This window comes from Hyphomonas sp. CACIAM 19H1 (assembly GCF_003325995.1).
In the GTDB taxonomy this organism is placed as follows: domain Bacteria; phylum Pseudomonadota; class Alphaproteobacteria; order Caulobacterales; family Hyphomonadaceae; genus Hyphomonas; species Hyphomonas polymorpha.
In genome coordinates this window covers 3,079,739-3,095,196 of the sequence record NZ_CP016437.1, presented here as the reverse complement: position 1 = coordinate 3,095,196, position 15,458 = coordinate 3,079,739, and the positions used below count along the sequence as shown (strand labels likewise).

Sequence of the window (15,458 nt, the reverse complement as noted above, 5' to 3'; positions counted from 1 at the left end):
GTCACCCGATGATCTTCAGAAATCTGCGGGTGAGACCGAACATTGGTCCAAAAGGGGGGCGGATCAGCGCCATGGCCGACAACGCGTGTTCGATGAACACCGGCTTTTCATGCGAGAACCGCAAGAAGCCCGCTTTGCCGTGATAAGCCCCAAGGCCACTGTCGCCGATGCCGCCAAAGGGAAGATCAGGCTGCGCCATATGCCAGATCGTGCCGTTGACGGTGACACCGCCAGCATGGGTTTGACGTAGGATCGCGTCTCGCTTCACACTATCACTGCCAAAATAATAGAGCGCCAGCGGGCGAGGGCGCGCGTTAAGGAAAGCGACCGCTTCCTTTTCGTCATCATAGCAAATGACTGGGAGCAGTGGGCCAAAGATCTCCTGCTGCATGATTGCGGCGTCCAGCGGTGGATCGACGATCAAAAGGGGGGCAATTTGCCCCACCCGCAAGGCGTCTGGTTCGAGCACGGTTTCAATGCGTGCGCCGCCTGCGCGGGCATTGTCCACCAGCGCAGTGAGCCGGTCACGATAATGCTGATTGAGCACCGCACAATAATCGCTTGCAACACTCGGTGCCGGATAAAATGTCTGCGCGGCTATGCGATAGGCATCGATGAAGCGTTCGCACAGCGCACGCGGAACAAGCGCATAATCGGGGGCGACGCAGGTCTGCCCGGCATTGAGTAGCTTGCCGTGGGCAATGCGCGCCGCCGCCATATCGATGTTGGCATCGGCGTCGATCAGCGCGGGCGATTTGCCGCCAAGTTCGAGCGTGACGGGGACCAGATTGGCCGCCGCGGCCATTGCAACCTTGCGCCCGACGGCGGTCGATCCAGTGAAGAACAGATGGTCAAAGCGCAGTTGCGAAAATTGCGCAGCGATATCCGCCCCGCCCTCGACCACCGCCACCTGAGCGGCGTCGAACCGTTCGGCGAGCAGCTTGGCCAGTAGGCCAGATGTCACCGGCGTCATCTCGCTGGGTTTCAACATCACCCGGTTGCCCGCAGCCAGCGCCGAGATCATCGGCGTGAGTGCGAGCTGGATCGGGTAATTCCACGGACTTATGATGCCGACGACGCCGAGCGGCTGGCGCATGATGAAGCCGCGTGAGGGCTGAAAATGCAGCGGCGTCGAGACAGTGCGTTCGCGCATCCAGCGGCCCAACATCGCCTGCGCTTGCCGGGCCTCGCTCCTGATAACGAATAATTCGGTCAGCCAACTTTCCTGTTCAGGGCGGTGACCGAAATCGGCGGACACAGCCTCGCACAGCGCCGGGCCGTGATCGTCGATCAGGCTTTCAATGGCGCGCAGATGCGCCCTACGTGCTGCCCGTTCCGGATAGGGGCTTGCGGCAAAGCTGGCGCGCTGCCGGATCAGGATGTCCTCCATCCCGTCGATCTTCGCTACCGTTTCAATCACGCCATCGCCTTCAGCACAGCTGCAATGATGGCATCGGCTTCATCATCGCCGATGGTCAGAATGGGCCGGAACTCGACCGCATGGGGATGGTGGAGGGCGGGGACTGTCAACACGCCTTCTCCGGCCAGAAGGGCCACCGATTCAAAATTGCTGCGCCGTGTGTCGATCAACGCCATGCAAAGGCCGTTGCGATTGAGCGTGAACGGCGTGCCGGCAAACCCGGCTGCAAAGCGCGCGCTGAGGCTCCGGACGCGGGCTTGAAGTGCGGGATCAGCGAGCAGGTCGATCACCGTCGAGGTGACAACCGAGCCGATATCCGATCCGCCGAATGTGCTGGGATGCGGCATGAACACGCCCGCGGTCAGCGCATCGTGAATGTCGCCGCGCATCAGGGCAAAGCTGTTAGGGAAATAACCGCCGCTCGGCCATTTGCCGCTGACCAGGATGTCGGGGGTAAAGCCTAGCTGCTGATAGTGCCAGAAGCTGCCCGTTGCACTGCCGCCTGTTTGCACTTCGTCGAGGATCGTCAGCGCGCCGACGCTGCGGCAATGATCGGCCAGGGCGGACCAATATCCCGGCACCGGTTCGGGAAAGCCGAGCTGTGCAACCGTCGGCTCGCCGATCAGCGCAGCAACCGTGCCGTCGATGGCGGCGCGCGCCGCAGCCAGATCATTGAATGGGATGCGGATGATGTCGGGCGATTGCAGCTGATAGGCGGCAATCTTGTCATCGTCCCCGCCCACGGCCAGTGTCATCATCGTATCACCGTGATAACCGCCATCGAAACAGATGAACCGACGCCGTTTTGTGAAGCATCGTGCCGCCTTCATCGCCACTTCGTTGGCCTCGGCCCCGCTGACGGTGAACACCGTGCGCGGCAGTTCCTCGGCGGTCGTTGCAGCGAGCTTTGCGGCGGTGCGTGTGCGCTCGCCTGACAGGAGCATGAAATTGCCCAGATCGAGCTGATCAACGGCATCGCGCAACGCGCTGAGCACGCGCGGATGGCGATGGCCAAGATTATAGGTCGAGCCGAGCCGGTGACAGTCCCAATACCAGCGCCCGCTATGCGCGTCGCGCACCCGGCCGCCGGTCCGTTCACCATACACCATCTTCAGCCCGACCATTTGCAGCACGTCGACCTGCGGGCTGCCAAGGCGGCGGCGATGCTCGCGCTCAATTTCGCTCAGCGGTGCCACTGATAGCCTCTGCCGCCTTGGGATTGCTTCAGCCTGCGACGCGCCGCCAAGCGCGGCTGCGACCGCTGAACCGCCGGCCAGTGTAAGAAACTGTTTGCGATCGATAGAGATGGGGGCGCTGTCATCCATGAAGGGGCTCCGGGGCTGACGCATGGGCCGCATCGAATTCATCGACCGCCAGACGCAGTGCGGCGATGAAGGTGTCGGCCTCCGCATGGGTCACGATCAGCGGGGGCGAGATCATCAGTGTCGATCCGGTGCTGCGCATGATGAAGCCGCGTTGCAGCATCGCAATGACGATCGGGGCGGCTAAATCGTTAGGATCGGCATCCGGCGCTCCGGCAAAGCGTGCGCGGTTCAGCTCGACCCCCAGCATCAACCCGCCGCCACGCACTTCGGCGACGGCCTGATGCAGACCAAACGCCGCTCTCAATCCGCGCTGGAAATGAGGGCCGATGTCGTCCCGCACCCGCTCGACCAGATTGTCGCGCTCGAAGATGTCGAGATTGGCGAGCGCCAGAGCAGCACAGGTGGGATGGGCTGAGCATGTAAAGCCATGAACGAAATATTCGCCTGATTTAACCAGCACGCTCATGACGCGGTCGTGAACGCCGGTTGCTGACATCGGCAAATAGGAAGAGGTCAAACCCTTTGACATTGTCATCAAGTCGGCAATGAATCCGAAATGCTGCTGCCCGAACCAATGACCAAGCCGTCCAAACCCCGTCATCACTTCATCGGCGATCAGCAGGATGTCGTGCCGGTTGCAAATCTCGCGAATTTTTGGCCAATAGTCTGCTGGCGGATAAATGCCGCCGCCTGTCCCTTGCACGGGCTCGCCAATGAAGGCAGCAATGTTTTCAGACCCCATTACAGCAATTCGTTCTTCTAGCCACTGCGCTGCTATGTGCCCAAAAGCAGGGTTTTGGCCTTCGGGTTCGTGCAAGGCATAGGGCGCGCGAACATGCGCCTGTGCATCGGGCACGATGCCGAAACCATGGTGATAGTGGCCGATGCCCGTGAGTGAGGACGCGAAAATGGTGTTGCCGTGATAAGCGTGTTCGCGGGCCAGAACGATGCGCTTTTTGGGCTGGCCCAAGGTCTGCCAGTATTGCCACGCGATCTTGACCGCAGTTTCAACGGCATCGGACCCGGTCGCTCCGAAAAAGAAATTGTCGATGCCTGCGGGAGTGATCGCCGCAAGCCGTGCGGCGAGCTTGGCCGACGGCTGGTTCGCCATGTGAAAAAAGCTGTGATAATAGGGCAGTGTGCGCAACTGCTCGGCCGCCACTTCGGCAAGTTCCGGGTTGGAATAGCCGATGGGGACGCTGGCGAGGCCAGCAATCGCGTCGAAATAGCGGTTTCCATCTGCGTCAAAGAGATAGCATCCTTCGCCGCGTACGATCTGCATCCCGGGCTGCACTTTCAATTCCGCAGGATTACACACCGGATGAAAATGATGCGCACTGTCCGACGCGGCATAATCGAAGTTGCTGGTCTGTATGGTCATGCTCCCGCACCTCCATGCTGAGTTGCCCAGTCGATAATCAATGGCGTCACAATGTCGGGCGCTTCGAGTTGCAACCAGTGGCCGAGGCCTTCGAGCCGCACATAATCGAAGGCATTGTCGACCAGTTGCGCCGATTTCTGCATCGGCACGGCATCGGCATAGCAATCCTTGCTGCCCCATATTCCGCGCGTCGGTGCGCGAAGTTTTGAAAACTGCGATACAGATTTGGTCAGGCTTTCACGCAGCAGCGGCCCAATCGGATTACCCAGTTCCCATGCCCGGATATAGGCAGGCGCGTCATCTGACTGGAGCAAGGCTACAACTTGCGCCTGATCCGGGTGCTGACGCATCGCCCAGCGGAAGAAGGCCGCGTTGCGGGCTTTGTAACCGCGCACCGCGAACGGAAGCGAATTGTAGATGAGGAACCAGCTTTTGATGCTGTTGGCGATCGTCGGGTATTTGACGATAGCGACGGGATGCCCGACCGACAGCGCGCAATAGCTGCGGACCAGGTCTGGATGGATTGTGCAATATTGCCAGCCGACCACCGCGCCATAATCATGGGCGACGCAGTGGACCCGTCCCCAGTTGAACCGGTCCCCCAGCGCCGCCAGGTCACTCGACAACAATGTCCGGTCATAGCGGGCAAAGTCAGTGACGCGCTCGCTCGCGCCATGCCCGATCCAGTCGAGCGCAATCGCCCGGTAACCGGCCCCGCTCGCGGCGGCATACTGATGGCGCCATAGCGAGCTGTCGTCGGGCCAGCCGTGCAGGAACAGCATCGTCTGCCCCGACCCGCCGCTGTCGTAACCGTGATAGCCAACGCCGTTCACCTCGGCATAGAATCGCTCGGATTCGTGCGCCAGCCCCATCGGTCCAGGGCGCCGACGCCAGGATTCGGAAATCGTCGGTTCGGCCTGCATCAGAACCGCACATCAAGCTGGATGCCGAATTGCTGCGGGACGCCGGTTACGCGCTGGTTGAAGCCGAACGAGCTGAAATCGATCGCGTAAGAGATATAACGGCGATCAAACAGATTTCTGGCAAAGCCTGTCAGACGCCAACGGTCATCTTGGGCCCCGACCGACAATGATGCATTAACGAGCGCATAGCCCGGCTGCGACAAAAGCGGGTCGTTCGACGGATCAAAGAAGATCCGTGACTGATAAGACCCATCGACGCTGCCGCGCATACTGAGGTTGCTGCTGATCGGCCGTTCATAGCTGATCGAACCGCTCAGGCTCATCGCCGGAGCCAACGCCAGCCGGTTGCCGGTGAAATCAGCGCCGCCCAATGTGGGATCGACGGTGAAGCGGGTGAATTTGGTGTCGATCAGGCCAAGCGACGCGTTGACGCTCAGCCCCTCGGCCGGACGCAACGTAGCTTCGGCCTCAAAGCCGTAAATTCGCGCATCACCCGCGTTCGACAAAATCGTGACTGGAAGGTTGCCGCTGTTGATGAAGCTGAACACCTGAATGTCGCTATAGTCATAATAGAATGCTGCGGCGTTGAATTGCAGCAACCGATCGAACAGGGTCAGCTTCGCGCCTGCTTCATAAGCTGTCAGCCGCTCATCCCGGAAAGGGACGACCTGAGCCGGATCGAGCAGAAAGCCACCATTAAACCCACCACTTTTGAATCCTGTGGAAACGCTGGCGTACAGCAACTGGTTGTCCTGCGGCCGGAATTCCAGCCCGGCCTTGAACGTGACGTTGCTGGACCGGACGCGCAGCGGCGTTGTGTAGAGCGGGACGGCAAAGCCGGGCTCCTCAAGCGTCGCGATCGTCAGGAAATCGCGGCGTTCGTTGGTATAGCGCAGGCCGCCGATCAGCCTCAGGCGCTCTGTCAGATTCTGCTCAACCTGGCCGAACAGCGCGAAGGTTTCGGTATCCTGATCGTTGTTGAAACGCGCAAATAAAGTTGGCGCACCGGTTACCGCTCCGGTCGGATTGAACCCGCCGGGGAAGCCGACCGGAGCGATGCTGATCAGCAATGGCCGCAATTCACGGAACACATCGGCGGTCTGATCCTGAACGAGGTTTTCGGTCAGATAAAATGCGCCGAATGTCGCATTCGTCGTATCGCTGGTATAAGAACCACGCAGTTCCTGGCTGAAAGTCTGGCTTTTGACTCCGAACTGCACGTCGAGAATCGACAAGGGCGAGCTGTCGGTATCTTCGAGTTTGACCGAATTCACATCTTCATAGCCAGTGACCGACGTGATGGTGACACTACCGAGATCGAGCGTCGCGACGCCGGACAACAGATAGGAATCGCGCCGTGTCGATCCGATGGTATTGGCATTCGTTTCAAAAAAGCCATTCTCGCCGGTGTAACCCAGCGCGTTGCCGCACGCTCCCGAGAGAATAGCTGCATTCGGGCAGCGTGCTCCCGTTGCGTCAAGAAGCCCCTGAAAAGTGAATCCAGCAGCACCATTGCGGACATGCGCGCCTTCGGCAGACAGCAGGACGTCGAAGCTGCTCGAAGGCTCAAGCAACAATTGCGCGCGCCAGCTGGTGTAATCATAGCCCGCCGCGCGCGTTCCATCGGCAACATTGCGAATATATCCATCCGATCGCGTGGTCACCCCCGCAGCGCGAAAAGCGATATTGTCGCTGATCGGCAGATTGATCGTGGCATCGAAGCGGCTGGTGTCGAAACTGGCATAGCTTGCCGACCCGAAGGCGGAAAATGCACTTTCCGGGCGATTTGAGATTACCCGGACTGCACCGCCCGTGGCATTGCGGCCGAACAGCGTGCCCTGCGGCCCCTTGACCACTTCGACGCGGTTGACGTCAAACAGGACAAAGTTCTGGCCGACGATGCTGCTGCGATAGACTTCGTCAGCATAGACCGCGATCGGGCCATTGTTGTTCGAGTTGAAATCGTTGAGCCCGACGCCGCGCAAGGAAATTGCTGGCTGATTTCCCGGACCATTGGGCTGAGCAATGGAAAGGTTGGGAGCGAGCTGTTCGAGCTGAGCAACATCGAGCACATTGCGTTCACGCAGCGTATCGCCGGTAACCGCCGAAATGGACAGCCCCACATCATTGAGCCGCTGCTCGCGCTTTTGTGCGGTGACCACGATGTCGCCGTCGTATGCGACCTCCGGATCCGCCTCAGCCGTCTGCGCAAACGCTGGTGCGGCCAGTGTCATCACAGCGATCAGCGATGTCGCGGCTAAAAATCGCTCTCCCGATTTCCCGTTGATCCTCATGCCCAACCCCCTTATACGATAATTATCGAATAAGTAAGCCGGGTGTTTCGGACTTGTCAATGCCAAAGTCACGATGGCCCGAGATACGGGAGCCGTGCTCATGATCGAATGCTATTGCGACCGACCCAGTTACCGCTCGGGCGATGCAGTCGATGTGCATGTCAGCACTTCATCGCCACGCTTCGACGTCGAAGTCCTTGATGTGACACGTGAAGGGCGTGTGCTTTGGGCCGGCAAGGAGCTACCCGGCATTGCACATCCAGCGCCTGACGACGTGGCCTCGCGCGGGTGCGAATGGCCGGTGTCATTCACCGTCCCGACCACGCACGACTGGGTATCGGCTGTCTGCTTGATCCGTCTGACGGCATCTGATGGAGATCAGTGTGAAGGCTTCTTTGTCTTGCGACCATATCGCCCGCGCGCGGCCCTGCTGATGGTCATAACCACCAGCACCTATCAGGCGTATAATGACTACGGCGGTGCAAATGCCTATGCGACCGGGGGCCTTGCCTATACTGGGGGCATCCCGGTCGTATCATGGCGGCGACCTTTGCCACCGGGCTATATAACGAAATCTGCCGATTTTGTTCGCCTTGCCAGCACGACGCCGGGTGACGAATCCATCCCTTTTCTTGGTTGGGCGATTGAAAGTGGGATCAGTATCTGGTCGGGCGGCACCGGCTGGAGCAATTGGGAGCACCCATTTGTCGAATGGGTACGCGCGGAAGGCTATGAGCTGGATTTTGCATGCAGCCACGATCTTCATGATGACCCCGGGGCGCTTGATGGCTATCAACTTATGCTCAGCGTTGGCCATGATGAATATTGGTCATGGGAAATGCGCGACTGTGTTGAAAACTTCATTGCTGCGGGCGGCAACGTCGCCTTCTTCAGCGGCAACACTGCTTTCTGGCAGGTGCGTTTCGATGACGCATTCAGGATGACGACCTATAAAGGACGCTGGCGCGATGATCCCTTGTTGGGCAGCGACCGCGAGGCGCGCGTGACTGGATTATGGTCTAATCCGATTACGGGTCGGCCGGAAAACCACATGACCGGCCTTTCATTCGTCGCGGGAGGATATGCTCGCATCGCCGGAGCATCGCCGGCCGGACAGGGTGGATATGCCATCTACCGTCCCGAGCATTGGATTTTCACTGGCACTGGCCTTCGCTATGGCGACCTCTTGGGGCGTGAATCGGTGTTGATTGGTTATGAAGTTGATGGCTGCCGCTTCCGCTTTGCCAACGGAAGACCAGAGCCGACCGGGGAAGATGGCACGCCGTCGTCGTTTCAAATCCTCGGCCTCGCTTCGGCGGCCCTGCTCAGCAAGGAAAGCGCGCCGGATTTTTATCCCGATGGCGCAATGTCGGACCTTGAGATCGTCACTGACCAGATGACCGGCAGTTGCACAGCTGAAAACCTAGCACGTTTCACTTATGGTCATGCGACGATGGGAATTTTTGAACGCGGCGGCACGGTTTTTGCGGCGGGCACCACTGAATGGGCTTGTGGCTTGGCCAGCCGCGATCCGCAGATCATGCAAATCACCCGCAACCTGCTCGACCGGCTGGGTAAACGTGACGCCCACCGTGTAAATGCGGGTTCGATACCTATCGACTAATCAGGCGCGACGAGCCATGAATGGTGCGATGATCGATGCCGAATCTAGCACTGCCGACACAACTGTTCCACGAAAACCGGAACGGATTAATGGCAGGCGGCGCTATGCCGAGCTGGTGGCGGCCGCCGAAAGGCTTCTCGAACGCAATGGTCTGGCGCATCTGACCATTCAGAAAATCGCGCGTGAAGCAAAGGTGCCGATGGCATCGGTCTATCATTTCTTCCCTAGCCCGACCGCCGCCTGCCTTGCCGTCGCAGAGACATTTCTCGACGGTTTTGCAGCCGCTTTGAACGAAGAGATCGATAATCTTGAAGCGATGGCTTGGCGTGATGTCATTGCTGTCCTGCAAGCGCGAACAGTCGAATTCTATGCGAACCACCCGTATGCCGGATCGCTGCTGCTCGGTTCGGATCGCAGCTGGCATATCCGCCAGCATGACTTGGCCAATAACCGCGCGATGGCAGAGACGATTTCAAGGCTGATCGCGCCGCATTTTCCCTGGGTGGAGCCGAACGCGCTGGAGCGCGGCATAGTCAACGCGATAAGCGTCGGCGATGCCATCTGGGCGCTGTCGATCGCCGAGCATGGGCGGATCACCCCGGACTATGCTGACGACGCGCTGCTCGCCGCATGCAGCTATATCGAGGCACGTTTTGCCAGCGATCAGCCAGACAAATAGTTCTCGGCAAAGTCCACAGTTGCCCCGATCACAAACGGAGTCATCTGTCGTGCGACTTCGCTGTCGCGCCGCGTGTGCATCCAGCCCAGTCCTTGCAACAGCCGCGCCCCGATCAGGGTCGGCAGGCGTTCAAGGCCAATCACTTCTGGATCGGCAACGCTGGCGTAGCCCTCCAGCCAGGCGGCCATGAGCGGATCGAACATGTCGGTCCCCAGATACATGCCAAGCGAGGTCGCCAGATCGCCGACAAACCAGCTTTCGCCACCATCATCGAAATCGATAACGATCGTGCCGCTGGGCGATTTCAAGATGTTTTCCGGCATCAGATCACCGTGGATCAGTCCCCATGTCTCGCGCGTCTTAGCAAAACCAGACAGGTCAGCGCGTACGGCGTCTGCTAAACGCGCAAATAGCTGTTGTTGTTGCGCACTAGTCCCGGCAAGTTGCGCGAAATCGCCCCACACCCCGTTCTTGCCGAACAGGCTGTTCTGATCGAGCAAAGGCCGATCAAAACCGGCGGGTCGCTGCCAAATCTTGCTATGTTCGTGGATCAAGGCGGTCAGCCGCCCGACTTCGGCAAATGTCGGGACCAGTTGCTCATCGGAAGCGGGCGCGCCATCGACCCATTCGAGCAGATCGACATATATCGCGATGCCGTCAGCCGTCTTAACGATCTGAATCGCCTCACCATCCGTACCCGGAATATGGGCGGGTGTTGGCACCGATGCTCCGCGCAGATCGCTGGTCCAGGCCGCCTCGGACTGCAGCTGGGCGATCGTGCGATAGCCGGGGCGATGCATCCGCAGCACCGCCTTCAGACCGGCGTTTTCCACTTTGAAGACCGCATTCTCACGATGTTTGATCAGTGTGACATGCGCGCCCGGATCAACACCGAAGGCCGCAAGCGCCGATCTGGCCGCCGATGTGTAAAAGGCTTCGTTAAATACGCGCATAATCCCCGTTTCCCCTTGTCACTGACGTTCGAGCGCGCGTTCGAAACGGCCCAGAATCTCGGCGGCGTCATCGTCGGTCAGCAGCAGCCCGGGCTTGAATTGCAGAACGGCGCTGTCAAAATTGGCAACAATCGCCCAGATGCCTTCGTCATAAAGCGCCTTCATCATCTGCGCGCCGCCCGCCGGGGCGTCGAACTCTAGCCCCATAACAAGCCCGGTCTGGCGCACGTCTTTCAGGAACGGATGGCGTTGCCGAAGATGAGCGAAACCCTCGGCGAAAATCTGCGACAATGCCGCCGTGCGTTCGCTGACCTCTCGGGATTGCGCCAATTTCAGTACTTCGAGGCCGACGACACAACCCGGCTCAGCGCCGCCAAAGGTCGAAACATGGCCCCAACCATTGTCCGCCAGCCATGCGGCATAGCGCGCGCCCAGCACGCAGGCCGAGATCGGATAGAGCCCGCCCGACAGGCTTTTCCCGGTAATCAGCATGTCAGGCTCGACGCCAAAGGCTTCGCACCCCCATAATTTCCCCGTGCGCCCGAGTCCTGTCTGCACTTCGTCGGAGATGAATGGGATTTTGTGATCGACGCATAATTGCTTCAGGCGCGGCAAGAAGCCGGGCGCAGGTGTCGGGAAGCCATATGTGGCGGGAATGATCTCGACGAGCGCGCCTGCAAGATCATGGTCGACAAACACGCGCTCGAGAGCGGCAAAATCGTTGAACGGTAGCTTGACGAATTCGTCTGGCATATCGCTCAAAAAATAGGCGGCGGCGCTGTCGTCGCCAGCCGCACCCGACAGTCCGGTGCGACCATGATAGGCACGATCAAAGGCCAGGATCTTCCGCTTGCCCGTTGCCCGGCGTGCTGAACGGATCGCGATGTCGACCGCTTCACCGCCGCCCGATGCATAAACAGTCGACACCAGATCGCCCGGTGTCGATGCGGCCAGCGCCTCTGCCAGATCGACGCGGTGCGGGCTGACGAAATGATGATTGCCGATATCGAGTTTTGCCAGCGCCGTCATCAGCGCATCGACCAGCAGTGGATGCCGATGCCCAAAGCTGTAGGTGCCGCCGTTCAGGTGGCAATCCCAATAGGGGGTGCCGTCGATGTCGTATATCTTGAAGCCTTCGCGCTTGCCGATGATGAGATCGACGCCGGACGCCATGAACACGTTGATCCGGTTCGACGATTGAACACGCGCTGCTCGCGCTAACAGGGAGGCTCTGTCCATGGCGAGTGTCTAACCGATAAATATCGATTAGTCTACAGTGATCGTTCAAAGCGACCGCCGTTGGGGCAACAATCATTATCCCACACAGTTGATAGCGGCCATTGCATGGCATCAGGCGTGCGGCTCGCACGACGCCTCAGCTCCGCTGAGACTCTTACATTTAATTCATAACATATCGGAAGATTGGCCAAGACTCCTAGTCCAGCATTCAACCGATAATGCTAATAAGCTATTGGCCTACAACATCCGACGCGGCGCGACGACTGGCGCGATGCAACGACCTGATCGTAGTGTAAACGGCGACACATATTCGTTAGCTTTGTCCGGTGCGGGGCGGCGCGCCCCGCAGGATTCGAACTTGGCTATGCGGCCTAGGACTTCGCGTCGGCGAAGGATGTTAAACGAACCGATTACATAGGCCGTGTAGAGTTACTTTCGCGCCGCCTCGATCGCGCTTGAAACGTGATTGCTCCAAGTTGCTAACGCCTCACGCTTCTCAGGCTTCCAGTCGTGTCGCTGATAGATTCCCGCAACTCCAGACCGTGATCCACCAACGTGGTTGAGGACTGCTTCGGTTACCTCGAACCGCACACCGAGCCTTTGAAACCCTGTTGCCAGTGTTCGTCTGAGGTCATGTAGCCGCCACGGCGGCATGGAATTGCGACCGTCCTCTGAAAGCAGTTTATCGAGCTTCGCTTTACCCTTGTGATAGCCGGTGAAAGCGGCGCCAGTAGCGGTTGGAAACACCCGACCTCTGGACGGCCATTTTTCGCTACCTGCCACTCTGTCGAGTTCGGCGACTGCAAGATCATTCAGCGGTATGATGGTCGGCTCACCATTCTTCGTCCGATCGCCGGACAGCCGCATTTCCCGTTCTGACCGGCCCAGTTCCTGCCAGTGAAGCCCGCCAATCTCCTCCCGCCGCTGGCCAGTAGCGATCAGGAGGCGAACGATAGCACCAAAGCACCGGTGACATTCCGCCGCTTGAATCCAAACCCTCGCAAGCTCGCTGTCGCTCAGCCAGCGCTCGCGCGGTTTAACCGCCTTCGGCGTTTCCATGCCTTCCATTGGGCTTCTGTCGATATCGCCGCGGCTCACCGCCCATCGAAACAGGCGCCGCAGAACCGCGAACACGTTGCGGCGATTAGCGGCCTGCTCCGCAGGCATGCGATCGAACACAGCCACCACATCGATGCGCGTGATCGTCGGGAGTGCCTTTTCCCGCAATACGGGTTTAACGTGCAGATGAAGCGACCGCTTTACCAGTGTCGACCAACCTTTCCCTTTGCAGTCCGCTGCGAACCGATCGGCGTAGTTAGAAAAAGCAAGGTCGACAGCCTCGCGCCGTCGCTGCTTGTCCGATTCTACTGGGTCGATCCCTTGGGCGACGAGGCGGAGGAGTCTCGTTGCCTCCTCGCGGGCGGTGAATGGCGTCCATGGCGAGCCATGACCGCCGATGGTGTAGCGACGCGTCTTCGCCTCGCGGCCACCCATCCGATACTGGATTACATAGGAGGCCGAGCCGCCTGCCGTAATCTTGAGCCCGAACCCCTTTAGTTCGTCATCCCAAAGGAAGCCGGTGACCGCGCCTGCCTGGAGAGCATCGAGGGTTCGCTTGGTGATTTTTCCGGTAGCCATGACGAACCTCATGTACCAGAAAAGTAATCACCGGGCAATCACCGGAACGGAAATGAGCGGCGGCAGGCGGCGGTGCGTTTCGGTATAACTTACTGAAATGCGGCTATTCTTGGCCTTAGCCCACTGATCTAAATCCGCCGGTAACGGAAGTACCGCGCTTCATCTACCGCCCGCGCGAAGGCTGGCCGCGCCAGCAGCCGGGAGCGATAGGCACGCAGGGCGGGGTAATCGCCTGAAATCTCATGCACCCAATCGGCATAGAAGAGGGAGGGGGAAGCGGCGCAATCTGCCATCGTGAAGGCTTCACCCGCCGCCCAGTTGCGCCCCTGCAGCGCGCCCTCCAGCCAGGCATAGGCCCGCTCCAGCTTCTCCTTCGACAGCGCTGCGCCGTCTGCCCGCTTGACCGGATCCCCGGTGAGCGCGCCGTTCACCGCATGCTGGGCCGCGTCCATCACATGCAGGTCAAAAAACCGGTCAAGGAAGCGCACGTCCAGCGCCGCTGCCGGATCATCCGGCAACAGGCGCACCGGGCCGGGGTGGTGAAGGTGAAGATGTTCGATGATGATGCTGGTCTCCGCAATGTTCCGGCCGCCATCCACCAGCAGCGGAAACTTGCCGATCGGCCAGCGCGCCAGCCAGCTTGCCGAGTGTTCCGGCGTTTCCGGGCTCACCGCCCGGAATTCAAACGGCGTGGCATTCTCATAAAGGGCGATCAGCACCTTCTGGGTGTAGGAGGAGAAGGGATGGCCATATAGCGCGAGTGACATTGCGGGTTCCTTCAGGCAATCGGGTCCGGGGTCAGGGACGATAGATTTCAACCAGGGCGCTTGTCTCCACGCCACTCGCTTTCAGCGCTCCGCCGATCACATAAATCGCCCCGTCCAGCGTCACTGCGCCCAAGCCATGACGGGGATGGGGCATTGGGGCAATGGTCTCCCAGGCGTCGCGGGCCGGATTATACGCCCAGGCTTCCGGATAGACCCCGCCGCCATTGTCGAAAAATTCCCCGCCGAAGGCGTAAAGCTTACCGCCAGCTGCGGCCGCAGCCAGCCCGCCTTGCGCCTGGGGCATCGGCGCGGCGCGGCGCCAGCGGTCTTCGCGCGGATCATAGATTTCATGCTCGGCAGAATTGCCGCCTTTCACGCTGCGCCCGCCCACCACATGCAGGGTTCCGCCAATTTTCGCGCCCGCCGCGCTGTTGCGTGCCGTCAGGCAGGGCGCGGCTTCCTCCCACCGCGCGTCCGGGCTGGTCAGAACGAAATGGTGCGTCTGGTCGGCCTGATCGGTCCAGGCGGCGTTCGATTGTCCGGTCGGTGACCGCCCCCCCATCAGGTGCAGCGCGCCGGCCGTATCAGCCAGAACCACCGCTTCGGCGCAGGGCCGGGGCAGGGCAGGCGCCGTTTCCCAGCGCCCAGTGGCTGCATTCAGGCGCCAACCGGTGCCCTGCATCTCCCACATGGCGGCGGGCGAGGAAGACTGGAACCCGCCGATGGCGTAAAGCGCCCCGGCATAACTGACGAGGTGGGGGTGATGCCGGGCCACCGGCAGGGGCGTCTCTGCGCGCCATCCCCGCCCGTCTGGCCGCCAGGAGTGATGCGCCGCCGTGGGGCCGGTGATCTGGCCATTTTCCGCGATGAAGCCGCCTGCCAGATGGATCGAGCCCTCGTGCCGGCAGGGGTAAATCTCCTGCACCGGGAAGGGTAGTGTCTCGCCCATGGACCAGCCTTCGGGCAGCGGCTGAAGGGGCCGGGCCGCCGGATCACCGGGGCCGGTGCAGGCGGTTGCCGCAAGGGCGGCGCCCAGACCCAGGCAGGCCTCACGCCGCGAGAGGCGAAACTTCAATGATTCTGGCATGTTAGGCTCCTTGCGGCCGGGGGCGAAAACTTGCCCGAAAGCCCGGATTTCACTGCAAATAAAGGCATCTGGACGGTAGCCCCCGGCGGGCGCGGCTGCTAGTCTGGAATCCAGCAAAAATGGCGATT

12 protein-coding genes are annotated in these 15,458 nt (G+C 60.1%); 2 read left to right on the top strand and 10 right to left on the bottom strand.

Translation table 11 applies throughout. The features are described from left to right. Position 1: 1 nt before the first annotated feature. From BBF93_RS14390 to BBF93_RS14370, 5 genes are read right to left on the bottom strand one after another with little or no spacing between them, the layout of a single operon-like run. Entirely contained in the window at positions 2 to 1,420 is a 1,419-nt protein-coding gene (locus BBF93_RS14390) for a coniferyl aldehyde dehydrogenase (protein ID WP_233349143.1), read from the bottom strand. Continuing rightward, positions 1,417 to 2,745, bottom strand: coding sequence for an aspartate aminotransferase family protein (locus BBF93_RS14385; RefSeq protein WP_162786582.1), 1,329 nt, complete (start codon positions 2,743 to 2,745; stop codon positions 1,417 to 1,419). Before BBF93_RS14385 ends, BBF93_RS14390 begins: the two co-directional genes overlap by 4 nt. Further along, on the bottom strand, positions 2,738 to 4,126 hold the full coding sequence (locus tag BBF93_RS14380; protein ID WP_114106376.1) for an aspartate aminotransferase family protein: 1,389 nt from the start codon (positions 4,124 to 4,126) through the stop codon (positions 2,738 to 2,740). Before BBF93_RS14380 ends, BBF93_RS14385 begins: the two co-directional genes overlap by 8 nt. Beyond that, positions 4,123 to 5,049 (bottom strand): alpha/beta fold hydrolase, encoded by a 927-nt coding sequence (locus tag BBF93_RS14375; protein WP_114106375.1) that lies wholly within the window; start codon positions 5,047 to 5,049, stop codon positions 4,123 to 4,125. Before BBF93_RS14375 ends, BBF93_RS14380 begins: the two co-directional genes overlap by 4 nt. Beyond that, complete coding sequence (locus BBF93_RS14370) at positions 5,049 to 7,343, bottom strand: TonB-dependent receptor (protein WP_162786581.1); 2,295 nt, start codon at positions 7,341 to 7,343, stop codon at positions 5,049 to 5,051. Before BBF93_RS14370 ends, BBF93_RS14375 begins: the two co-directional genes overlap by 1 nt. Positions 7,344 to 7,443: 100 nt before the next feature. On the opposite strand from BBF93_RS14370, the gene BBF93_RS14365 reads away from it, so the two are divergent. Then, a complete protein-coding gene (locus BBF93_RS14365; RefSeq protein ID WP_114106373.1) occupies positions 7,444 to 8,967 on the top strand; it encodes a N,N-dimethylformamidase beta subunit family domain-containing protein in 1,524 nt (507 codons plus the stop codon). Between the two features lie 28 nt (positions 8,968 to 8,995). Further along, positions 8,996 to 9,646 carry a TetR/AcrR family transcriptional regulator gene (locus BBF93_RS14360; RefSeq protein ID WP_162786580.1) on the top strand — a complete coding sequence of 217 codons (651 nt, stop codon included), beginning with the start codon at positions 8,996 to 8,998 and terminating at the stop codon, positions 9,644 to 9,646. Here the strand turns inward: BBF93_RS14360 and BBF93_RS14355 are convergent. From BBF93_RS14355 to BBF93_RS14335, 5 genes are all read right to left on the bottom strand, one after another. Continuing rightward, on the bottom strand, positions 9,631 to 10,599 hold the full coding sequence (locus BBF93_RS14355; protein WP_114106371.1) for a phosphotransferase enzyme family protein: 969 nt from the start codon (positions 10,597 to 10,599) through the stop codon (positions 9,631 to 9,633). The two genes, BBF93_RS14360 and BBF93_RS14355, sit on opposite strands and share 16 nt — an antisense overlap. An 18-nt stretch (positions 10,600 to 10,617) precedes the next feature. After that, on the bottom strand, positions 10,618 to 11,838 hold the full coding sequence (locus BBF93_RS14350) for an aspartate aminotransferase family protein (protein WP_114106370.1): 1,221 nt from the start codon (positions 11,836 to 11,838) through the stop codon (positions 10,618 to 10,620). Between the two features lie 429 nt (positions 11,839 to 12,267). Next, a complete protein-coding gene (locus BBF93_RS14345; protein WP_114106369.1) occupies positions 12,268 to 13,476 on the bottom strand; it encodes an integrase family protein in 1,209 nt (402 codons plus the stop codon). A gap of 128 nt (positions 13,477 to 13,604) precedes the next feature. Then, positions 13,605 to 14,243 carry a glutathione S-transferase family protein gene (locus tag BBF93_RS14340; RefSeq protein WP_114106368.1) on the bottom strand — a complete coding sequence of 213 codons (639 nt, stop codon included), beginning with the start codon at positions 14,241 to 14,243 and terminating at the stop codon, positions 13,605 to 13,607. A gap of 31 nt (positions 14,244 to 14,274) precedes the next feature. Beyond that, complete coding sequence (locus BBF93_RS14335) at positions 14,275 to 15,330, bottom strand: kelch repeat-containing protein (RefSeq protein ID WP_114106367.1); 1,056 nt, start codon at positions 15,328 to 15,330, stop codon at positions 14,275 to 14,277. Between the last annotated feature and the right edge of the window lie 128 nt (positions 15,331 to 15,458).